Below are 22065 nucleotides of genomic sequence, written 5' to 3'. Positions count from 1 at the left end.
CCCTCTCTGCCAGCCTTGGGTGAGACATCCCGCTCTGTCGGGTTAGCCTGAGAAGGCACGACAGGAGAATCGCCCCTTATGACCAGCACCGAAACGGCCGGGTCCGACCCGGCGCCGAGGCCGAAGCGCCGCAGTTTCACCTCGGAGTACAAGCTGCGGATCGTCGCCGAGTACGACGCGGCGCCCAGGAACGAGAAGGGTGCGGTCCTGCGCCGGGAACGGCTTTACCACTCGCATGTCAAGGAGTGGCGGGCCGCCCGGGATGCAGGGGCCCTGGAAAACCTGGTCGACCGCCGGACCAGCCCGGCCCGCGCGAAGAAGTCCGCCGCGGAGGTGGAGAACGAGAAGCTGCGGCAGCAGGTGGCACGGCTCGAGAAGGACCTGGCCCGGAATAAGGCCGCGCTCGAGGTGATGGGAAAAGCTTCTGCGCTCTTGGAAATGATCTCCGAGAGCGCGGACTGAGACACGTCGTCGACCCGGTGGTGGACACCGCGTTCACGGGTGTCGAGAACCAGCTGGGCATTACCGCCGCCTGCCGGCTGACCGGCCGGTCGCGGGCCACTCACTACCGCAGGCTGCGGCCCCCGCCGCAGCGGAAACCCAGGAAACCGCAAGTGCAACCCTCGGCGCTGACGGCCGAAGAGCGCTCTGCGGTACTGGAGTTGATGAACAGCGACGAGTACGCCGAACTGGCGCCCGCCCAGATCTGGGCCCGCGAGCTGGACGCCGGGCGCTACCACTGCTCGGTCTCGACGATGTATCGGATCCTGCGCGAGCAGGGCCAGTCCGGCGAACGCCGGCGGCAGGCCACCCACCCCGCCAGGGCGGTGCCCGAGCTGGTGGCCACCGCCCCGTCGCAGGTGTTCACCTGGGACATCACCAAGGCGGCCGGACCGGCCAAGGGCGTTTGGTATCACGCCTACGTCATCATCGACATCTTCAGCCGCTACATCGTCGGCCACACCGTTGAACGGGCCGAATCAGCCGAACGGGCCGAGGAGCTGATCCGCGAGACCATCGCCCGCAACGGGATCGTGCCCGACACCGTGCACGCGGACCGCGGCACCTCGATGACCTCCAAGAAGGTCTCCCAGATGCTGATCGATCTGGGGGTGACACGCTCGCACTCCCGGCCGAAGGTCTCCAACGACAACCCCTACAGCGAGGCCCAGTTCAAGACCACGAAGTACATGTCGGACTATCCCGAACGGTTCGATTCGTTGACCCACGCCCGCGAGTGGTTCGACGCCTTCATCGCGTACTACAACCACGAGCACCGGCACTCGGGCATCGGCTGGCACACGCCGGCCAGCGTGCACTTCGGGACCGCCGAGGAGGTCCGCGACCAGCGGGCCGTCACCCTCACCGGGGCCTACGCCCGTCACCCCGAACGCTTCGGCCGCCGCCCCCGACCACCCGCAATACCCCAGACCGCCTGGATCAACGACCCGGCCAAGCGACGTGAACCCGCACCACAAACCTCATAGCGCCACAACCGTCTCACTGGACTTGAAATATTCCGTGGCGGGTGTCGCGGTCGTCGGGTACTTCGTGCCGCTCCTCGGTATACCGCTGGCAGTGTTCCTCGCCGCCGACATCCTCTGGGGGGAGATCGCTTACCGCCGTGGCAGGCGCTCATACGCACCGGTCGGCTGAGGGACAGGGTCCCTCGTGCGGGCAACGAGGCAAGGGCGCTTCGACCAGCCGGTAGCCGTGCCGGTTCGAGCAGGTCAACCCGGCACTTCTTCCGCCGACTTCTCCTCAGCGGGCGCATGCTGGAATGGTCATGCCGGTGCGTAGGCCGGGAGGCCGGCTGGGGCGAATCCGGAGCGGACTCCTGTGGGCTTCCGCCAGCATGCTGTTGGGCGTCACGAGCCACGTCGTGGCAGGAGGTCAACTGCCTGACGTGGACACGCTGGCGCTCGCTTACACCTTCCTCACCGCGTTGGGCATCGTCTTCTTCGACAGCCGGCGCCACCGCTTCGACGTGACCGTCCTGGTGTTGGGCGTCACACAGTTCGCTCTTCATCTGGCGCTTCATCTCCTTTCCACGTCCCTTGGCACCGGGCACATCGTGGCCGAAGGACCGGTCGGCCACCAGGCTGTGGCTGTCGGCATGCCTGGCGGGCGCATGGACATGAGCGCGGGTCGGGAGGCGTCCGCCGCGCATGGGACGACCCCGGGAATGACGACTGCGCACGCGCTCGCAACGATGGGATCAGCTCTCTGCGTCGTCCACGGGGAACGGTTTTTACGGCGACTGGCCGTCCTGATCCGGCCCGTACTGCAGTGGATCTCGCCACCTGCTCAGCCGCATACGCCGGATGGTCCCACGCTGTCGTCCCTTACGGCGGTGCTCCCGGCGCGGCGCGGCGTGCTGCTCGCGCGAGCTCGCCCACTTCGAGGTCCTCCCGGGGTGACGGTCGCCTGACCACCCACGCGGTGATCACGGCACCAGCCACAGCGACCGGCTTGGTGCCCGAAGCCGCATCGCTCTCGTCACCTACCCGACTTCGCCGTACGCGTGGCCACCGGGCGCGCGTACATCCCCTCTGGAGCAACTGATGGCGTCAACCACTGAAGAACGACCACCGGGACAAAGACCCGAGGAACTCGAGGCACCGGCAGCCGGACGCTCCTGGGCGGGCGTGCGCGCTCTGCTCGTCCGGCTCCACTTCTACGCCGGAGTGTTCGTCGCTCCGTTCCTCGTTGTAGCCGCCCTGACCGGACTCGCCTACACCGTCACTCCGCAGCTCGACCACCTCGTCTACGGCGATCAACTGCGCGTCGAGCACGTGGGGGACGAGCCACGCCCGCTGGCCGAACAGATAGCCGCTGCCCGCGCGGCCCAGCCGGAGGGCGTGCTGGCCTCCGTGATCACCCCGGCGCAGCCGGAGGACACCACCCGCGTCGTACTCACCGTCCCGGAACTGGGGGAGAAGCAGCGCACCGTCTACGTCGACCCGTACACCGCCGAAGTGCAGGGCGAGCTGACCACCTGGTTCGGTTCGACACCGCTGACCACCTGGCTCGATGACCTGCACCGCAATCTGCACCTCGGCGAAGTCGGCCGTCTGTACTCCGAGGTAGCCGCCAGCTGGCTCGGGATCATCGTCACGGTCGGACTCGTGCTGTGGCTCGGCCGCAGCCGGGGCCGCCGCAAGAAGTCCGCGCGCGGGGTGCTGCTCCCTGAAAGGGGAGCCCGTGGTGTGCGTCGGACCCGCAGCCTGCACGGGGCGACAGGCGTGTGGATCTCTCTCGGGCTGCTCTTCCTCAGCGCCACCGGATTGACATGGTCGCATCATGCCGGTGAGCGGTTCGGGACGTTGATGGACGCGGTGAAGGGCCACGCGCCGGCGCTGGATCCCGTGCTGCCGGGCGCGCAACCGGAAGGAGAAGGGGGAGGGGAGCACGCGGAGCACGCCGGTCACGACGTGGCAGGACACGGCGCCCGTACGGATCCTGCCGACTTCGATACGGCTCTCGCCGTCGCGCGCCAGGCCGGGCTGGGAGGAACTGTCACTGTGACGCCCCCCACGGACGCGGCAAGCGCCTGGGTCGTTGCTCAAGGCGACAACGTGTGGCCGGTGCACTACGACCAGGTCGCCGTGGACACCACCAACGCCAAGGTCACCTCGCATAGCCGCTGGGCGGACTACCCACTGCTGGCCAAGCTCAGCAAGCTGGGCGTGCAGGGGCACATGGGCGTGCTGTTCGGCGTCGTCAACCAGATCCTTCTGGCACTGATCGCTCTGAGCCTGATCGCGGTGACCCTCTGGGGATACCGGATGTGGTGGCAGCGCCGCCCCACACGCCAAGGCAGTGCAGCGCGCCTCGGAAGGGCACCCGAGCGGAGCGCCTGGCGACGCATCCCGCTGCCGGTGCTCGTTCTGGGCATACCTCTCACGGTCCTACTGGGTTGGGCTCTTCCGCTGCTGGGCATCACGCTGCTCGCCTTCCTCGTCGGTGACTCGGTCACCGGTCTCGTGCGGCGGGGCCGAGCGAGGTAGCGGCTGGAGGGGAAGGCGTACGGGATGTGTTGCGGGTCCAGCCGATGAACGACCGCTCGGTGCGCGGTCCGCGCCCCGAGCGGTCGTAGACCCGGCAAGACCGGGCTCGGTCAGCAGGCCAGAGCAGGCTCCGCCTTGTCGTCGAGCATGGCGCACAGTGACGTACGGGCTCGCGAGACCCGGGATCTGATGGTTCCCACCGGGCACGCGACGGCTCGAGCCGCGTCGTCGTACGGCATGTACAGGACCTGGGTCAGTACGAACGCCTCGCGGCGGGCATCCGGGAGCGAGTCGACGAGGGCCATGAGAGCGATGCCCTCGTCGAAGCCGGGCAGGTCACGCGGTTGGCTGCACTCCGCTACGTGCTGCCAGTCGGACGTGTCAGTCAGACGGGGCCGGGAAGCGGCACGCCGCAGGCTGTCGACGACAGTTCGGCGGGCGATGGTCAGTATCCAGGCGCGAGCCGAGCCCCGTCCTTGGAAGAGATGGACGGTGCTCACCGCGCGCAGGAAGGTCTCCTGCACCAGGTCGTCGGCCATCTGAAAGTCGTCGGCCAGAGCGGTGACATATCGACGTACGTCGTTGTGGAGGGCACGGAAGACGTGCTCGAAGGCATCGGCGTCGCCGGCCGCGGCGCCGAGAGCCCAGGCGGTGACTTCGTCCTCCGTCACCGCGGGTTGTCTTTGGGCAGGAAGCATGGGAACTGCGGTTCCTTCCGGGTGTCCGGACAGGGCGCGGCCCACGGGCATGCGCCAATCCGGAAATTGGGAGATCGCGTCCGTGCATCACCTGCACGGACGCACGTCGGCGGTGATGCGGCCGACGTGATCCAGCTGTCAGTGGACAGCGATCTCCCCCGGAGGCCCCCGGGTGACGAGCGTGTGGACGAGCAGTCGCGGGCGTGGAAGCGTGACGGAGCGGTCGACCGCGGACGCGGGGGGAGCGGGCGAGTGGGGCCGGAGGGCGCTGAGAAGTGCGAGGGGAAGGTGGAAGCGGTCTGCCAGGGCTCGCAGAATCTGGAAGGCGGCCCGCTCACCGCGGGCAAGCCACACGCCGCACAGCAGCGCCGCCACCACGTGCGCCGCGAGCATGCCCCAGGAAGCGTTGCCGGTCATCGCTCCCATGTCGTGCATGGGCGGGGTCGCGTGGGCACCGTGAGCGGCGGTGTGCCCGAGCGCCGCTATGGCGGAGGAACCGCCTTCGAGTCGGGGCAGCGGCATGCTGTCGGTGAGACCGGCCCGCGCCGCGACGTCGTAGGCGCGCGCCGCTGCGGCCGTGTCGCTGTGCGGGCCGCAGAGCAAGGCGTCCGCCCATCTCTCGGCGAGCCCGGAATCACCTCCGGCTCCCATGGCCGCCTGCGGCGCGGTCTGGACGAACGTGAACACGCCGTGGAGTGCTGCCTGTACCGCGGCGGTGAGAGCGACGACAGTTACCTGGCCCCGTTCCCGTCCAGTGACGAGCCAGGCCAGTGTGCCGACTCCTCCTACGCACAGGACCAGAAACCACCAGGGCAGTGCATCGTCCGACATGAGGACGTGGCCGCAGGCAGCGAGAGCCACGCACACGACCGCGAAGAACGCGGACCGTGCGGCGCGAAACCGCCATCCCACCGACATGGCACCCAATCCTGGCATTGTTCCCGCAGCGGCTCCCTGCCGGGTCCCGTGCGGCCTGTTGCGGACGACGCAGTGCGCTTCGACGGCATGGCCATCCAAGAACGGTCTACACGTGAAAGGGGTCGTACAGGGGTGCCTTCTGGTTCCCGCCACCTCAGGAGTTCCGGGAGCATCGGGTGCGCGCGGGCGGGTCACTGTGCTTCCACACAGGACGACGGCCGAGCTTGCGGCCCGGCGGCCGGGGGCATTACCTCCGTATTCGTCTCCGGCTTTAGCCGGAGGCCACGAATGGAGGAGAGAGCGATGACCGGATCCCCCGAGCCCCTGGCGACCTTCTGCGGGAACTGCAACTGCGGGTGCCCGCAGTTGTTCGTGGACGAAAGCGCTCCGGTCGAACGCCGGATCGTGATCACCGACGACTTCGGGCAGCGCGTGGAGATGAGTGCGGACCAGTTCGGGTCCCTGGTCGAGGAGGCCAAAGCCGGTCACCTCGACGCAGCTGTCACCGCTTGACGGTCACGCGGGTCCTGGAAACCCCGAGACCTGACCACTGACCAGGTCTTTCGGTCAGCACCGTGGACGTCCCTCCGCCCTCCTGCCACTCCTCACCTCACTCGGACGGGTGCTGTGACGCTGCTCACTCGTGCGGCGGGGAACTCCGGGCGGAGCGCCTTCGACTTCTGGACCGTCACGAGCCGTCGCAGCACGGCTCGCATCCAGAACTGCGAGGAGCACTCCGTGGAGCAGACGGCAGGTCCCGGACCCGAAGCGAATTCTGGCCGGGGCGTCCCGCCACCGGCGCTGTGGGTGTTCCTGCTTCTGCTCGGGGTCCTGTTCGCGGGCGCCTACGCGGTGGGGAATGCGGTGGGGCCCGTCGCGCCGGGCATGCACGGTCCGGGAGCGACCGGCGGCACGCCCGCCGACGACGGGGACATGCCCATGGAGCATGGGGGCGGTCACTGATGGCGGCTGAGGCGACGCCCACGGCGGCGATGACGGATATCAACGTCGGCGGTATGACCTGCGCGGCCTGTGCGCGACGGGTCGAGCGCAAGCTGGGCAAGCTGGACGGGGTCACGGCGGAGGTGAATCTCGCCACCGGCCGGGCCCGCGTGAGCCATCCAGCCGCAGTGACCGTCGACGAGCTGACGTCCGCCGTCGAGGCCGCGGGATACACGGCCCACGTGGTGGTTCCCCCGGTCGAGGGGCAACCACAGCGGCGGGCGGAGGACACGGCCGAGGACGTCGTCCGGCGGGAGCGCGAGCGGCTGACCTTCACCGCGGCGCTTTCGCTGCCCGTCCTCGTCCTGTCGATGGCACCGCCCTTGCAGTTCGACAACTGGCAGTGGCTGTGTTTCGTGCTCGCCGCTCCGGTCGCCGCCTGGGGAGCCTGGCCCTTCCACCACCGTGCCCTGAGCGGACTGCGCCACGCCGCCGCCACCATGGACACGCTGGTGTCGCTCGGCGTGCTCGCGTCGTTCCTCTGGTCGGCGTACGCGCTGTTCCTCGGGGGAGCGGGCATGCCCGGCATGCGGATGCCGTTCAGCCTGGTGCCCTCCGCCTCCGACGGAGTGGCGCACGTCTATCTCGAAGCGGCCGTGGGTGTACCGCTGTTCGTCCTGCTGGGTCGGTTCCTGGAAGGCCGGGCGAGGCGCGGGACCGGGGCGGCGTTGCGGTCGCTCGCCCAGCTCGCCGCGAAGGAGGTCACGGTACGCCGTAGCGGCGCGGACGTACGCCTGCCGATCGAACGGCTGCGAGTCGGTGAGGTGTTCGTGGTCCGTCCCGGTGAACGGGTGGCCACCGACGGGGAGGTTTCCGAGGGAAGCTCCGCCGTCGACCTGTCCCTGGTCACCGGCGAGTCCGAGCCCATCGAGGTCGGCCCGGGAAGCTCCGTGACCGGAGGATCGGTCAACGTGGGCGGCCTGTTGCTGGTGCGCGGGACCGCAGTAGGAGCGGACACGCAGCTCGCCCGCATCACCAGGCTCGTGACGGACGCCCAGGCGGGCAAGGCACGGGCCCAGCGCCTGGCTGACACGATCGCGGGCGTCTTCGTCCCGGTCGTCCTAGCCCTCGCGGCCACGACGCTCGGATTCTGGCTCGGCGCCGGCGCCGACCCTGAGGCCGCGATCACCGCCGCTGTGGCGGTTCTCGTCGTGGCCTGCCCGTGCGCCCTGGGCCTCGCGACACCTACGGCGCTGATGGCCGCCACCGGGCGCGGAGCGCGGCTGGGCGTCCTGGTGAGCGGGCCGCAGGCACTGGAGGGGCTCAAGCACGTCGACACGGTGGTGCTCGACAAGACCGGCACCCTGACCTCCGGGCACATGAGCGTCGGGCGGATCACCGCGACACCTGACGGACCGGACGCGGACGAGGTCGTCCGGCTCGCAGGTGCGGTCGAGGAAGGCTCGGAGCACCCGCTGGGCCGAGCGATCACAGCCCAGGCGCGCCGTGCGGGCGGAGACGAGCCGCTGCCTGCCGTGTCCGCATTCCGTGCCACCGCCGGGCACGGTGTGCGCGGACACGTGGACGGGCGGGCCGTGGAGGTGGTTGCACCTGACGGAACGGAGCTGCCCGCCGCTCTGTCGGCGGCCCGCGAACGAGCGGACGAAGCGGCCCGTACGGCGGTACTGGTACGGGTGGACGGTGCTCCCGTCGCGATCATGGAGGTGGCCGACCTCGTGCGGCCCGGCAGCTACCGCGCCGTCGACCGGTTGCGCAGGCTCGGGGTCCGCCCCGTGCTGGCCACCGGCGACCGGGCCGCCGTCGCACGGGCGGTCGCGGAGGACCTCGGCATCGCGGAGGTCCACGCCCGCTGCACACCGCAGGACAAGGCTGAACTGGTACGCAGACTGCGTGCCGAAGGCCGGCGGGTCGCCGTCGTCGGGGACGGCGTCAACGACGCCGCCGCACTCGCCGGCGCGGACCTGGGCATCGCCATGGGCACCGGAACCGACGTGGCGATCGGCGCCGCCGACGTCACGCTCGTACGCAGCGACATCGAGGCGCTCGCAGACGCCGTCCGGCTGGCCCGGCACACGCTGGGCACCATCCGCACCAACCTGGCGTGGGCCTTCGGCTACAACGCCGTGACGATGCCGCTGGCCATGGTCGGGCTGCTGAATCCCATGGTCGCCGCCGCCGCGATGTCGCTCAGCTCCGTCCTCGTCGTGGCCAACAGCCTGCGTCTGCGCACCTGGCGGCCGTCCCCGGCCCGGCAGCGCCGTGGCCGTACCGCCCCCAGGAGCCTGGCGTGACCTACCCACCCAGCCTCGCAGGGTTCGTCTCGGCGAACCTCATATCCCCTTCCTCTCCGTAAGGGAGCGCGCGTTCATGAAGAACCTCCGTCCGCCGAGGTCCGGCCGCCTTCGCCGTGCCCGCCAGGCGGCCGCGACGGGCACGGCAGTGGTCGTCGCCTCCCTTGCCGCTGTCGGCGGCCTTTCCGCCTGGACAACCGCCGGCTACGCGGGCAGCCCCGCGAACATCGAGGTGCGGGAGGCCCGCGTGCTGCTGCCGGTGATGCCTGGGCGGGACACCAACGCTTACTTCCACATCGTCAACACCGGCGGCGCGCCGGACCGGCTCCGCTCGGTGTCGTCCTCGGCGGCATCGGACCCGAAGCTGACCACGCACCGTATGAACGCGGCGAACGGGGCCTACCGCGAGCGGTCCGGGAGCGTGGAGATTCCGGCGAAAGGGGAGGTGGAAATGTCCCCCCAAGGCTCGGCGGTGACCCTCCGCTCCGATCCCTCGTGGCGTCCCGGGAGCCGGGTCACGTTCACTCTCGACTTTCAACGGTCCGGGACGGTCACCGTGCAAGCCTTGGTCCGACCGGTCACCCTTGGCTCCACACCCTGAAGCCGAGGCAGGTGTCTCACCTCCCCCCCAGGACTTCGCCATCCCACCGGTGAACTTCGCCGAGGGTGGGAACTCGGCATCGTTTCCATCCGACTTATGGGGCGGTCCGTTAGCTGCTTTCTTCGGCGACGGCAGCGAATTTCCGGCTGCGCGGAGCACTCTCGGAATCTTCGGCTCCCGGGTGGCGGGGCGTTCACGGACTGGGCGGAGAACCACATCGGCTTCTTCCACTCGTGCGAGATTTCCGCCTTCTTCGTGCGTGCGCTATGACCGATTCACCGAGGAGATTTACGTGCAGGTAGCGATCGTGCTCTATCCCGGATACACCGCACTGGACGTCATAGGCCCCTACGAAGTCTTGGGACGCCTGCCGGGGGCCCAGGCCGTCTTCGTGGCCGAGAATCCCGGCCTCGTGACCAACGACCTGGGCAGCCTGTCGATCAATGTCGTAAAGCACTTGGACGAGGTGCCCGCTCCAGATGTAGTCCTGGTCGGCGGAGGCCCCGGGCAGGCGGACCAGATGACTGACGGCGCTCTGCACGACTGGTTGCGAACGGTCGACCGTTCCGCGACCTGGATGACATCGGTCTGCACGGGATCGCTGGTGCTGGCCGCCTCCGGAGTCCTGTCCGGCCGCCGGGCGACGACCCACTGGGGAGCGTTGGACCAGCTCACCGAGTTCGGGGTGACGCCCACGCCGGAGCGCGTGGTCATCGACGGCAAGTACGCGACCGGTGCCGGCGTCTCGGCCGGTATCGACATGGCCCTGACGCTGGCCGGCCGGATCTCGGGCGACGACGTGGCGCAGGCCGTGCAGCTTCTCATCGAATACGCGCCGCAGCCGCCCTACAACGCGGGAAGCAGGGAGACGGCCTCGGACGAGGTCGTCGACACCCTCTTCACCGTCTTCGGCCCCGATACGTCGCATGAAAGTGACTGAGCCTGGCCACTTCCCCGTGGGGGTGCGATTCCGATTGATTTCTCGGTTACGGCGGGAACTCGACCGGACCGCCATTCGACTATTAACACGAAGCGGCCACCAACCCTCGATGAGGTCGCTGCTGCGAAGGTCGCGACGCAAGGTCGAGACCTTCGCGGCACGGGCAGGGAAGGAATGCGCGATGCAGCCGACGTACGAGCAGTTCGCCGCGATACGTGAGGAATTCGGCCCCGACTCGCTGGCCCGGGTGGAGGAGATGATGGCCCCGGGAGGAATGCCGAGACATCCCTTTCAGGCGGGCGCCAAATGGATCCTGCCAGGAATTTCACAGCAGCCCTGGCACGATCCGCGAAGCGATCCGGCCATCGCCTCGCTGGTCGACGCCTTGGAGAACGCGCACGGCGCGATCCGCTCCGAGCACGAGCGCGCCTGGCAGACACGCCGTACGGCCTTCTCGGACTACGAGCACTACCTGACCCGCCAAGACGACTGGCAGTCCCTCTACATCTACCAGGACGGTCAACTCATAACAGAGACGGTCGAGTTGGCACCCACTGCCTTCGGCGTGATCAGAGATGTCGCCGTCGCCGACGGACTCATCTGTCCGCTTCTGGAGAGCCACTTCTCCACGTTGCTCCCGGGGTCCCGTATTGCTCCGCACAGCGATCTGTGGAACTTCAGCATCAACCTCCACTTCGCCGTCGACATCCCGGACGACTGCGACATCACAGTCGCCGGTGAGACGCGTACCTGGGAGGAGGGCCGTTGTCTGCTCTTCGACTACTCCTTCGAGCACCACGCCGAGAACCGCGGTGAGCGCCCCCGGACCTGTCTCCTGGCCGACCTCTGGCACCCCGAGACGACCGTGCCCGAACGCCGGGCGCTGACTGTCCTGGTGACGGAGGTACGGAAGCTGCTCGCCGACATATGAGATCTCGCGTGGCGTCCCGCATCGTCCGCCCACCGGCGTGCGACAGGACACGCTCCCGCGCCCCGTGTCCGACGACAGGGTGACCTCCGGCATGCCCGCACGCACGCACCGACCGCTCCTGCTCGGCCTGGACGCCAGGCCCATACCCAGAAAGGGACGATCATGTCCGCGACCGCAGCCGAGTCGACGGCCGGGCGCCAGCGCCTCGGCCTCCCCGTGGTCGTCCTGGCGCTCGCCCAGCTCGTCATCTCCCTCGACTACAGCATCGTCTACGTAGCGCTGCCGGAGATCGGCCTCAGCCTCGGTTTCTCCGACCACGACCTCCAATGGGTGGTCAGCGCGTACGTCGTCACCACTGGTGGCTTCCTGCTGCTCGGCGGTCGCGCGGCTGATCTCCTGGGCCGCCGCCGGATGTTCGTCCTCGCCACGGCGATCTACGCGGTCTCCTCCCTGATCGGCGGTCTCGCCCAGTCGCCCGGTGTGCTGCTCGCAGTCCGCGCGGCCCAGGGGATAGGCGGCTCCCTGCTGTTCCCCGCCACACTTTCGCTCATCAACACCACGTACGCCGAAGGACCGGTGCGCAACCGGGCGCTCGCGATCTGGGGCGCTGCCGGTGCGGGTGGCCTGTGTTTCGGCTCGCTGCTCGGCGGTGTCCTGGTCCACGGGTACGGCTGGCCTTCGGTGTTCCTGGTCAACGTCCCCATGGCCCTGGCCCTGGCCGTCCTGGGGTGGCTGCTTTTCCCGGCCGACGCGCCCCGGGACCGTACGCGTCGTTTCGATGCGGCCGGGGCGCTGGCCGCCACCGGCGGGCTCACCTTGGTGGTCTTCGTGTTGGTGTACGCGCCCGCCTGGGGTTGGATACGCCTCGCCTCCCTCGCTGCGGCAGCGGTAGGGATCGTCTTCCTGGTGCTCTTCGCCGCCATCGAGCGCCGAGCTCCGGATCCGCTGGTCCCCGTCCGCCTCTTCCGACACAGAGGGTTGGTCCTGGCCACGGCGGTGGCGGCTCTGTTCAGCGCGACGTTCAGTTCGCTGCCGTACTTCCTCACCCTGTACTTCCAAGCCGTGCGGGGTTACGACGCATTCGTCACAGGGCTCTGCTTCCTGCTCCCGGCCGTCGTCGTCGCTGCGGGCACCCAGGCGGGGCCGCCCGCCGTCGCCCGTTTCGGGACGCGGCGGCTGCTGATCGGGGGGCTGACGGCCGGTGCCGTCGGCGCACTTGCCCTGGTGCCCGCCGTCGCAGTGGAGGGCTCCTACCTGTCGCTGTTGCCGGGAATCGTCCTCATCAGTCTGGGACAGGGCTCAGCCTGGACTGCCCTGTGGATCGCCGCCGCCTCGGGCGTGGCTCCGGGCGACCAGGGCATTGCCTCCGGGATCGCGTCCACCTCCCTTCAGATCGGCGGCGCCGTGGGCCTCGCCCTGCTCGTCGCCGCCGCCTCCGGCATCGGGCAGCAGTCCTCCGCCCCGGCGCTGCTTGACGGCATACGGACCGCCCTGCTCGCGATGTCCGGGGCCCTGGCACTCGGCGCGCTCGTCGCCCTCGCGACCCGGAGGGCGACCTCCCCGTGAACGCCCTCACGCCTGCGACCACGCTACCCACCAGGAGAACCATGTCCGCGACTTCCGCCGGGCGACCCGACCACGTCGCCGTGCTGTGCGGCGTCGGAGGACACCTGCCCCGGCACAGGGTGGGCAACGACGAGTTGGCGGCCCGGCTCGACACCGACGACGCCTGGATACGGACCCGGACCGGCATCCGTTCCCGGCACCTCGCCGCCCCGCACGAGGCCACGTCCGACCTGGCCGTCGCAGCGGGCCGCCGAGCCCTGGCGAACTCCGGTACAGCCAGGGCCGATGCCGTCGTGGTGGCCACCACCACCCCCGACCGGTCCTGTCCCGCCACGGCTCCGCTGGTCGCCGCACGGCTCGGGCTGTCCGGGGCGGCGGCCTTCGACATCGGCGCGGTGTGCACCGGGTTCGTCTACGCCCTGGCCGCCGGAGCGGGGCTGATCACCTCCGGTGTGGCGGACCGCATCCTGGTGATCGGTGCGGACGTGTACTCCCGCATCGTGGACCCGGCCGACCGGCAGAACGCCGTCGTCTTCGGGGACGGGGCGGGGGCCGTCGTCCTGCGCGCCGGGCACGCAGACGAACCCGGCGCACTGGGCTCCTTCGACCTTGGCAGCGACGGCGACCACGAGGACATGATCACCGCCGCGGCCGGCGGCTCCCGCCTCCCCGCCGACCCCTCCCGCACCTCACACACCGAGCGGCACTTCGCGATGCGCGGCAAGGAGGTTTACCGCCACGCACTGACCCGGATGACGGACTCGGCCCGCACCGTACTGGACCGCTCCGGCCTGACCGTGGACGACGTCGACCGGTTCGTGCCCCACCAGGCCAACCTCCGCATCCTGCGCACCGTCGCCACCGACCTGGGCCTGCCCGCAGACCGCTGCGCCACCCACGTGGAGAGGGCGGGGAACACCGGAGCGGCATCCATCCCGCTCGCTCTCACCGACGACCACGCGAACCGGCTCCTGCGACCGGGCCACCAGGTCCTGCTCACCGCCTTCGGAGGCGGCCTCACCTGGGGCTCCTGCCTCCTCACCTGGCCGGAACTGCCCCCGGCCGCCGCACCTGCCCACCACGAACAGGAATCCGCCCCGTGACCGCCACCTACGAGCAGCTGGTGTCCATCCTCACCGCTCTGCACGACGCCCCTGCCGACCACTTCCGGCCCGAGGCGACGTACGCCGACCTCGACGTCGACTCGCTGACGATGGTCGAGATCAGCATCCACATCGAACGGCACCTCGGCGTCACTGTCGAGGACAGCGAACTCGTCCCGGACCTCACGCTCGGCGCGACCGCAGAGCTGATCGACGCCCGCCTGGCCGCCTGACGCGATCACGGCCCAACACATCCGCCACCGCATCAGAAGGAGCACCAGCGTGCGCATCACCGACCACACCGGAACCGCCATCGGCGCATCCGTCGAGGACTTCGACCACACGTCGGCCTCGGAGAACGACATCGCGGCACTCAAGGAGACCGTCTACCGCCGCAAGATCGCTGTCCTCAAAGGGCAGCGCCTCACCCCACAGGCGTTCCTGGAGCTGGGCCGGCGGCTCGGCCGCCCGGAGACGTACTACGAGCCGATGTACCAGCACCCCGAGGTCTCCGAGGTGTTCGTCTCCTCCAACGTCCCCGAGAACGGCAAGCAGGTCGGCGTCCCCAAGACCGGCAAGTTCTGGCACGCCGACTACCAGTTCATGCCCGACCCGTTCGGCATCACCCTGATCTATCCGCAGGTCATACCGGCCAAGAACCGCGGCACGTACTTCATCGACATGGGCGCGGCCTACGAGAGGCTGCCCGATGACCTCAAGGGCGAGATCGAGGGCGCACGCTGCCTGCACTCCGTACGCAAGTACTTCAAGGTCCGACCCCACGACGTCTACCGGCCGCTCTCGGAGATCATCCAGGAGGTCGAGGAGAAGACGCCCGCCGTCCGCCAGCCCACCGTCTTCACCCACCCCATGACCGGTGAGAAGGTGCTCTACCTCAGCGAGGGCTTCACCGTCGGCATCGAGGACGAGGACGGAATGCCGCTCGACGAGGAACTTCTCCAGCGGCTCTTCGAGGCGACCGGACAGCTCGACCGCGACTTCGAGCACGAGAACATCCACCTCCAAAGCTTCGAGCAGGGTGACCTCCTGGTCTGGGACAACCGCAGCCTCATCCACTGCGCCCGGCACACCACCACGCCCGAGCCGACGGTCTCCTTCCGCGTCACCGTCCACGACGAGCGCAAGCTGCACGCCGGACTGGAGGCGGCATGACCGCCACCGACACCGCCCCGACGCGCACCTTCGCCACCGACCAGGAACTGCTGCCCCGGGTGCTCACCCCGTACAAACACCACTGCCGCTACCTGCTCACCGCAGAGGTGTCCGCCCTGCCCGACGGACTCTCCCGGGTGCGTGCGACGTTCGCGATCCCGGAGTCCTGCTACATCGACGACACCGGCCACCTGAACGCGGTCGAGGTGAACATCGCCTACAACCAGATGATGTATTACCTCGTCGCCAAGTCGGTGAAGGAAAGGCTTCTGAGCGGCTTCGAAAGCTGGACGCTGGAGGACTTCTGGCGTCATCAGCTGCCGGACATCCTCATCGCCCGCTTCGCCTCCCGGTTCCAACGACCCGTCGCTCCGCGGGACTTTTACGGCGAGATGGAGTTCCGCTCCGTCGAACGGCGTTCGCCCGGCGGCAAGCCACTTCTCATGGCCACCACCGCCTACCGCTACGGCGACGCCCAGGACGGACGGTGCGACGGCGAAGCCACCCTCGCCTTCGTCAACATCACCTGACCTACCCGCCCGCCAGCGCGGGCCGGCACCGGACGGACACCACACATGGAATCCCCTGACAGCCCACGACCGGGCGCCCGGCTGCATCACAGACTCACCACACTCATCGACACCGCACGCTTCCACGCCGAACACCAGCCTGACACCCCGGCGGTCATCTGCGGCGACACCACCCTCACCTACGCCGCACTGCACAGTGAGAGCGACCGCACCGCGCAGGCGTTGCGAGCGGCAGGTCTCACTGCCGGTGACCGGGTCGCCTACCTCGGCAAGGAGTCCGAGCGCTACTACGAGGTCCTCTTCGCCTGCGCCAAGACCGGAACCGTCCTTGTCCCGGTCAACTGGCGTCTGACGTCACCCGAGGTCAGCCACATCCTCCACGACTCCGGCACCCGGCTCCTCCTCGTCGAGGAGGAGTTCCGGCCCGTCGTCGACGGTATGCCCGCCACACCGCCCGAACACATCGTCGTCCTTGACGCGGCCGAAGGCTACGCCGCCTGGAAAGCTGCCGGCACCGGAGCCGCCGAGGCGTACGCGGCCACCCGCGACACCCCGGTAGCTCAGCTCTACACCAGCGGTACCACCGGGCTGCCCAAGGGCGTCGTCCTGGCCCACCGGAGCTTCTTCGCCATCGCGGACGCCATGGCCGAAGCAGACGTCGACTGGATCGACTGGCGGGCAGGAGACATCGCGCTGATCGGTATTCCCGGCTTCCACATCGGCGGCCTCTGGTGGGCGACGCAGAACTTCAACGCCGGGACCACCGTCGTGGCGATGCCCGCCTTCGACGCGGCCGGGGCGGTCGAGCTGATCCACCGGCTCGGGATCACCACCGCCTGCGTGGTCCCGGCCATGCTGCGCATGATGCTGACCCGGCCCGGCGTCACCCCGGCCGATTTCGCCACCTTGCGCAAGATCGTCTACGGCGGGTCTCCGATCTCCGAGACTCTGCTGGAGCAGAGCATGGCCGTGTTCCGCTGCGAGTTCGCCCAGATCTACGGGCTCACGGAGACCGGCAACACAGCCGTCTGCCTGCCGCCTGCCGTCCACGAACCCGGATCGCCCCTTATGCAGGCGGCGGGCCGCCCCTACCCGGGCGTGCGGGTCCAGGTGATCGACGACCACGGCACGGTACTGCCGCCCGGGGCCGTCGGCGAGGTCTGCCTGGCCACACCGGCGCGCATGCTGGAGTACTGGAACCTCCCCGACAAGACCGCTGAGACGCTCGTCGGCGGCTGGATACGCACCGGGGACGCCGGCTTCGTCGACGAGGACGGATACGTCTTCATCCGCGACCGGATCAAGGACGCCATCCTCGTGGCCGGGGAGAACGTCTACCCGGCGGAGATCGAGAACGTCCTGGAGCACCACCCCGGCGTCGCCGAGGCCGTGGTCGTCGGAGCGCCCGACGAGCGGTGGGGCGAGTACGTCCACGCCTTCGTCGTCCCCGCCGACCTGGGCGGCGAGCCCGTCCGCGCCCGCGACCTGCACACCTTCCTGACCCCCCGGCTGGCCGCGTTCAAGCTGCCCGCGAAGTACGAGTTCATCGACCACGTCCCGCGTAACCCCAGCGGCAAGATCCTCCGCCGCGAACTGCGGAACCGGTTCTGGGACGGCTCCGACCGCAAGGTCAACTGACCTCCACCCACCGGGAAAGCCACCCCTCCCATAGAGAAGGGATCACCATGCCCGCTGCCCTCTCCCCCCAGCAGTTCCGCGCCGATCTCGCCGAACTGCTCTACCAGGAGCCCGAAGAGGTCGACCTCGACGACAACCCCGTCGGCGCGGGACTCGACTCCCTGCGCGTCGTCACGCTCGTCGAGCGCTGGCAGGAGTACGGCATCGACGTCTCCTTCATCGACCTGGCCGAACTGCCCTCCTTTCAGCGCTGGTGGCACCTGCTGGACGAGCGACAGCGGGCACGACAGGAAGCAGGACACCATGGCGACGTCTGAGAACGACCTGCGCCGCCACCCACTGCTCGGTGCCCAGGAGGGCATCTGGACCGGGCACCATCTCGACACCTCCAGTCCCGCCTACAACACGGCCGAGTACGTGGTGATCGAGGGCCCGGTCGACGTGGACCTCTTCGGGGCCGCCCTGAGCCGGGTGGTCGAGGAGACCGAGGCCCTGCACTGCGTCTTCATGACCGACGAGGAGGGGCACCCTTGGCAGGTCGATACCGCCGTCCCTCGGTGGGACCTCCACACCGCCGACCTCTCAGAAGCGCCCGATCCCCACGCCGCCGCGCTCGCCTGGATCGACGAGGACGTCGCCCGCCCCGTCGACCTCACCCACGGCCCGCTGTTCGGCCACGCCCTGTTCCGCCTGGCGCCCGACCGGCACCTCTGGTACCACCGCGTCCATCACATCGCACTCGACGGCTTCGGCCTCTCCCTGGTCGCCCGCCGCGTCGCCGACCTCTACACCGGCCTCGTGACCGACACCGAGCCAGGACCCAGCGGCTTCGGCACCCTCGCCTCCGTACGCGAGGAGGAGGCCGCCTACCGTACGTCCGAGCGGTACGCCCGCGACCGGGACCACTGGAACGGCCGGTACGCCGACAGGCCGGAGGTAGCCACCCCGGCAGGCCGCTCGGCGCTTCCGGGAGCCTCCTTCCTCCGGGACGCGGCGGATCTCGACGCCGGCACCACGGCGGCGCTCCGGACCACCGCCCGTGCCCTGAAAGTGTCCTGGTCGGAGATCCTGCTCGCGGTCACCGCCGCCCACCTCCACCGCGCCACCGGGGCACCCGAGATCGTGCTGAGCGTCCCGGCGATGGGCCGCTTCGGCTCGGTTTCCCTGCGCGTGCCCGCCATGGTCCGCAACGTGCTGCCGCTGCGGGTGACCGTGGGCCCGGACGACAGCCTGCGCACCCTGACGGCCGCAGTCTCCCAAGAGGTGCGCGCCGCCCTCCCGCACCAGCGCTACCGCTACGAACAGATCCGCCGCGACCTGCGACTGGTGGGCGGCGGACGGCGCCTCTCCGGACCCGGCGTCAACATCATGCCCTTCGCCTACGACCTGCGCTTCGCCGGACACCGCAGCACCGTCCACAACGTGTCGGCCGGCCCCGTCGACGACCTCGCGTTCAACGTGTACGACCGCTCCGAAGGCACCGCCCTGCGCTTCGCCGTGGACGCCAACCCCGACCTCTACACCGCCGCCGAGGTCGCGGATCACCGCAGCGCCCTGTTCAGCCTCCTGACGGAATCGGTTGCCGACCCCGACCGGCCGTTCACCGCTCTGCGCCCCGTACGAAGCGCACGCTGCATGGCGCCGATCCACGTCGTTGAAGGGGACCCGCTCCCCGCGCCGCCGCGCCCCGTACTCTCGCTCATCGCCGATCATGCGACCCGCCGCGGCGGCGCGGTGGCCGTCGAGGAGGGCGACCGGAGTATCTCGTACGCCGACCTCTTCGGAGAGGCCCTCCACATTGCCCGGCGGATCGCCGGACGCGGGGTGAGTAGCGGTGAACTGGTGGCCGTGGCCCTGCCCCGGGGCATCGACGCCGTCACCGTCCTGCTCGGCATCATGTCCGCGAGGGCCGTCTACTGCCCCCTCGACCCCGGCGCCCCGACGGATCGCACTGCCGCCCTGCTTACCTCCGCCGCGCCGGCCCTCGTCGTCACCGAGCAGCGGTACGCCCACCTCTTCCCGAACCGCGAGATCATGCTGATCGACGCGCCGCCGGGCACCGAGCCCCACCAGCCCCCGCTCTCCACCTCGGGGCCCGACGACCTCGCCTACGTGCTCCACACCTCCGGTTCCACGGGGGAGCCCAAGGGTGTCGAGGTCGGGCACGGCGCGCTGACTCACTTCGTCGCGGCGGCGGGCCTCCGCTACGGGCCGCAACGCGACGACCGCGTACTTCAGTTCGCCCCCCTCCACTTCGACACCAGCGTCGAGGAGATCTTCCTGACCCTGTGCTCCGGCGCCACCCTGGTGATCCGTGAGCCGGACATGACGGACTCGGTCCCGCACTTCCTCTCCGTATGCGAGCGTCTGGCCGTCAATGTGCTCGACCTGCCGACCGCGTACTGGCACGAGCTGGCCTACGCCTTGTCCATCGGGGCGGGAGATCTGCCGAGCACGGTGCACACCGTGATCATCGGCGGCGAGGCGGCCCTGCCCGAGCGAACGGCCCGCTGGCGCAAGGCCGTCGGCACGGACGTCCGCCTGGTCAACACCTACGGCCCGACCGAGGGAACGGTGGTGGCCACCGCCGCCGACCTGAACGACCCCGCCCTCGCCCCTGACGACACTCCCGTAGGCCGCCCCCTGCCCGGCAGCCGGGTCGCCGTCCGCGACGGAGAGCTGTATCTGCTGGGCCCCGCGCTCGCCCACGGCTACCGCAACCTGCCCGAGGAGACCGCCGAGCGGTTCGTCCGGCTGGAAGGGCTGGCCGACGCTCCGCGCGCCTACCGCACCGGTGACCGCGTGGAGGTCGGGACGGACGGTCTCCTGCGCTACCTCGGCCGCGTTGACGACGAGTTCAAGATCAGCGGCCACCGGGTCCAGCCGGCCGAGGTGGAGAGCGCCCTGCTCTCCCACCCCGGCATCAAGGACGCCGCGGTGGTGGGCCAGGTACTGCCCGACGGCACCCGCAGGCTCACCGCCCACCTGGTCGCCGCCCAGGACCAGCCCCCGCTCTCCGCGGTACGCAACTACCTCAAGACCCGGCTGCCCGCGGCGATGATCCCCACCTCGCTCGGCTTCCTGGACCGCCTGCCCCGTACGGCGTCCGGCAAGACGGACCGCGCCGCCCTGCTCGCCCAGCTCCCGTCGCCGGGGGTCACTGCCGGAACCTTCCAGGACCGCACGCTCACGAAGGCCGTGACCGACGTCTGGCGTGAGGTGCTGGCGGCCGGAGACCTCACCGAGCACGACGACGTCTTCGACCGCGGGGCCCAGTCCCTCCAGGCCATCCAGGCAGCAAACCGCCTGGCGGCCGAGCTGGGCAGGGAGGTAAAGGTGGCCTGGCTCTTCCAGCACGCTACTTCCGCCGCTCTCGCCGCGTTCCTCGCAGCCGAGTTCGGCTCCGGCCCGGACAACCTGACGACCAGGTCTGTACTGGTCTCCACCCTGGCTGCCGACACGATCCTCACCCCCGCTATCCAACCGGGAGCCGACACGGTTGCCTGGCCGCCCCGGAGGGTCCTGCTCACCGGAGCCACAGGCTTCGTCGGAACCCACCTGCTTACCGAACTGTTGCGCCGCACCGATGTCGAGGTGGTCTGCGCCGTACGGGCCGCGAGCCCCGACACAGCCCTGGAACGCGTCCACTCCGCACTGGCTGCGGCCGACCTGCCGCTGCCACCGGACCAGCACCACCGCGTGACTGCTTTTCCGGCCGACCTCGACCGGCCCTTGCTGGGCCTGGGCGACGAGCAATGGGACGAACTCAGGGCCACTGTCGACGCCATCGTCCACAACGGCGCGGCGGTCAGCGTCGTCCGTGACTACACCGCGCTTCGCCCGGCCAACACAGACTCCACCCACGATCTGCTGCGGCTGGCCGCTCCGCGACGCATCCCGCTCCACTACGTCTCCACCCTCTCCGTCGGCCCGCCCCGCTCCCTGAGCGCGGAGTTCACGGAGTCGTTCCTCCCTGCCCACGAAGGGCTGAGCTACGGCTACCAGCAGACCAAGTGGGCCTCCGAACACCTCCTGGAACAGGCGGCTGAGCGTGGTCTGCCCGTCACCATCCACCGGCTCGGCCGCGTCGTCGGACCGATCGGTACAGGCAGGGTCAACCGCCAGGACTTCCTGTGGACCGTCCTGCGCGCCGGAGTGCCTGCGGGCCTTGTGCCCGACCTCTTCACGGAGGAGTCCTGGACCCCGGCCGACCGGGTCGCCGCCGAGATCGTGGTGACCGGCCCCGGCACGCGGCACCCGGCGGCGGTGGTGCACCACCACGCGGGGGCCCCGGTGCGCCAGGAGGATCTGCACCGCTGGCTGCGCGAGTACGGATACACGGTCGAGGCCCTGGCCCTGGACACCTGGCGGGAGCGGATATCTCAGGACGACGAAGACGCCGCAGCGGTTCTGGCGTTCTTCGACTCCCTGCCCGATGCCCCGATCGGAACGGACGGAGACCTCGCCCTGGCGACCGTTCAGGCCGACCACGTGCGCGCAAGCCTCCTTGCGGCCGGAAGCCCCGTCCCGCCCACTCACCCGGTGATCGACCGGGCGGCCTTCTTCCGGCAACTGGACCACTGCGTGGCCCAGGGTGACCTCCCGGCCCCCACTGCACCCGGCTCGCAAAAGCCGGGAACTGGCTCCGAGCCCCGTCCGACTCTTGATACGAACCCCGGCTGTGAGCCGGCCTCGAACTAGGA

At 69.7% G+C, this 22065-nt stretch carries 20 protein-coding genes; 18 read left to right on the top strand and 2 right to left on the bottom strand.

The genetic code is table 11. From position 1 onward, the window contains the following. Positions 1-78 precede the first annotated feature (78 nt). From B9S57_RS27305 to B9S57_RS27290, 4 genes are all read left to right on the top strand, one after another. Positions 79-462, top strand: coding sequence for a transposase (locus B9S57_RS27305; RefSeq protein WP_103517197.1), 384 nt, complete (start codon positions 79-81; stop codon positions 460-462). Between the two features lie 17 nt (positions 463-479). Beyond that, positions 480-1487, top strand: a complete 1008-nt coding sequence (locus tag B9S57_RS27300; RefSeq protein WP_103517196.1) for an IS3 family transposase — start codon at positions 480-482, stop codon at positions 1485-1487. Between the two features lie 419 nt (positions 1488-1906). Next, positions 1907-2431, top strand: a complete 525-nt coding sequence (locus B9S57_RS27295) for a hypothetical protein (protein ID WP_258036646.1) — start codon at positions 1907-1909, stop codon at positions 2429-2431. 133 nt (positions 2432-2564) lie between these two features. Further along, positions 2565-4010, top strand: a complete 1446-nt coding sequence (locus tag B9S57_RS27290) for a PepSY domain-containing protein (protein ID WP_103759859.1) — start codon at positions 2565-2567, stop codon at positions 4008-4010. A gap of 110 nt (positions 4011-4120) precedes the next feature. Here B9S57_RS27290 and B9S57_RS27285 read toward each other — a convergent pair whose 3' ends face one another. Together B9S57_RS27285 and B9S57_RS27280 are read right to left on the bottom strand one after the other, a co-directional pair. Continuing rightward, the gene (locus tag B9S57_RS27285; RefSeq protein ID WP_103759858.1) at positions 4121-4708 is read right to left on the bottom strand and encodes a sigma-70 family RNA polymerase sigma factor; all 588 of its coding nucleotides are present in this window, start codon (positions 4706-4708) and stop codon (positions 4121-4123) included. Positions 4709-4846: 138 nt separating this feature from the next. Continuing rightward, complete coding sequence (locus B9S57_RS27280) at positions 4847-5626, bottom strand: hypothetical protein (RefSeq protein WP_103759857.1); 780 nt, start codon at positions 5624-5626, stop codon at positions 4847-4849. Between the two features lie 303 nt (positions 5627-5929). On the opposite strand from B9S57_RS27280, the gene B9S57_RS27275 reads away from it, so the two are divergent. The 14 genes from B9S57_RS27275 (at position 5930) to B9S57_RS27210 (ending at position 22063) form a co-directional block, all read left to right on the top strand. Continuing rightward, on the top strand, positions 5930-6139 hold the full coding sequence (locus B9S57_RS27275) for a hypothetical protein (RefSeq protein ID WP_103759856.1): 210 nt from the start codon (positions 5930-5932) through the stop codon (positions 6137-6139). A 114-nt stretch (positions 6140-6253) separates the two neighbouring features. Then, complete coding sequence (locus B9S57_RS27270; RefSeq protein WP_202446248.1) at positions 6254-6589, top strand: hypothetical protein; 336 nt, start codon at positions 6254-6256, stop codon at positions 6587-6589. After that, positions 6589-8880, top strand: coding sequence for a cation-translocating P-type ATPase (locus B9S57_RS27265; protein WP_103759855.1), 2292 nt, complete (start codon positions 6589-6591; stop codon positions 8878-8880). Before B9S57_RS27270 ends, B9S57_RS27265 begins: the two co-directional genes overlap by 1 nt. A gap of 76 nt (positions 8881-8956) precedes the next feature. Next, on the top strand, positions 8957-9481 hold the full coding sequence (locus tag B9S57_RS27260) for a copper chaperone PCu(A)C (protein WP_103759854.1): 525 nt from the start codon (positions 8957-8959) through the stop codon (positions 9479-9481). Positions 9482-9773: 292 nt separating this feature from the next. After that, positions 9774-10421 carry a DJ-1/PfpI family protein gene (locus tag B9S57_RS27255; protein WP_103759853.1) on the top strand — a complete coding sequence of 216 codons (648 nt, stop codon included), beginning with the start codon at positions 9774-9776 and terminating at the stop codon, positions 10419-10421. A 181-nt stretch (positions 10422-10602) separates the two neighbouring features. Then, the gene (locus B9S57_RS27250; RefSeq protein ID WP_103759852.1) at positions 10603-11352 is read left to right on the top strand and encodes an aspartyl/asparaginyl beta-hydroxylase domain-containing protein; all 750 of its coding nucleotides are present in this window, start codon (positions 10603-10605) and stop codon (positions 11350-11352) included. Between the two features lie 162 nt (positions 11353-11514). After that, positions 11515-12918 (top strand): MFS transporter, encoded by a 1404-nt coding sequence (locus B9S57_RS27245; RefSeq protein WP_103759851.1) that lies wholly within the window; start codon positions 11515-11517, stop codon positions 12916-12918. Between the two features lie 41 nt (positions 12919-12959). Continuing rightward, complete coding sequence (locus tag B9S57_RS27240; protein WP_103759850.1) at positions 12960-14021, top strand: beta-ketoacyl-ACP synthase III; 1062 nt, start codon at positions 12960-12962, stop codon at positions 14019-14021. Next, the gene (locus tag B9S57_RS27235) at positions 14018-14254 is read left to right on the top strand and encodes an acyl carrier protein (RefSeq protein WP_103759849.1); all 237 of its coding nucleotides are present in this window, start codon (positions 14018-14020) and stop codon (positions 14252-14254) included. Before B9S57_RS27240 ends, B9S57_RS27235 begins: the two co-directional genes overlap by 4 nt. Before the next feature lie 49 nt (positions 14255-14303). Beyond that, entirely contained in the window at positions 14304-15194 is an 891-nt protein-coding gene (locus tag B9S57_RS27230) for a TauD/TfdA family dioxygenase (protein ID WP_176724017.1), read from the top strand. After that, positions 15191-15724: an FcoT family thioesterase gene (locus B9S57_RS27225; protein WP_103759848.1), complete on the top strand. Its 534-nt coding sequence runs from the start codon at positions 15191-15193 to the stop codon at positions 15722-15724. Before B9S57_RS27230 ends, B9S57_RS27225 begins: the two co-directional genes overlap by 4 nt. A 45-nt stretch (positions 15725-15769) precedes the next feature. Next, positions 15770-17362: a long-chain-fatty-acid--CoA ligase gene (locus B9S57_RS27220; RefSeq protein WP_103759847.1), complete on the top strand. Its 1593-nt coding sequence runs from the start codon at positions 15770-15772 to the stop codon at positions 17360-17362. Between the two features lie 47 nt (positions 17363-17409). After that, entirely contained in the window at positions 17410-17679 is a 270-nt protein-coding gene (locus B9S57_RS27215; protein ID WP_103759846.1) for a phosphopantetheine-binding protein, read from the top strand. Next, a complete protein-coding gene (locus B9S57_RS27210; protein WP_103759845.1) occupies positions 17666-22063 on the top strand; it encodes a non-ribosomal peptide synthetase in 4398 nt (1465 codons plus the stop codon). The genes B9S57_RS27215 and B9S57_RS27210 overlap by 14 nt, the downstream gene beginning before the upstream one ends. The last annotated feature ends 2 nt before the right edge of the window (positions 22064-22065 follow it).

Source organism: Streptomyces sp. SM10 (assembly GCF_002910915.1).
Lineage (GTDB): Bacteria > Actinomycetota > Actinomycetes > Streptomycetales > Streptomycetaceae > Streptomyces.
This window is presented reverse-complemented; position numbering and strand designations above follow the sequence as displayed.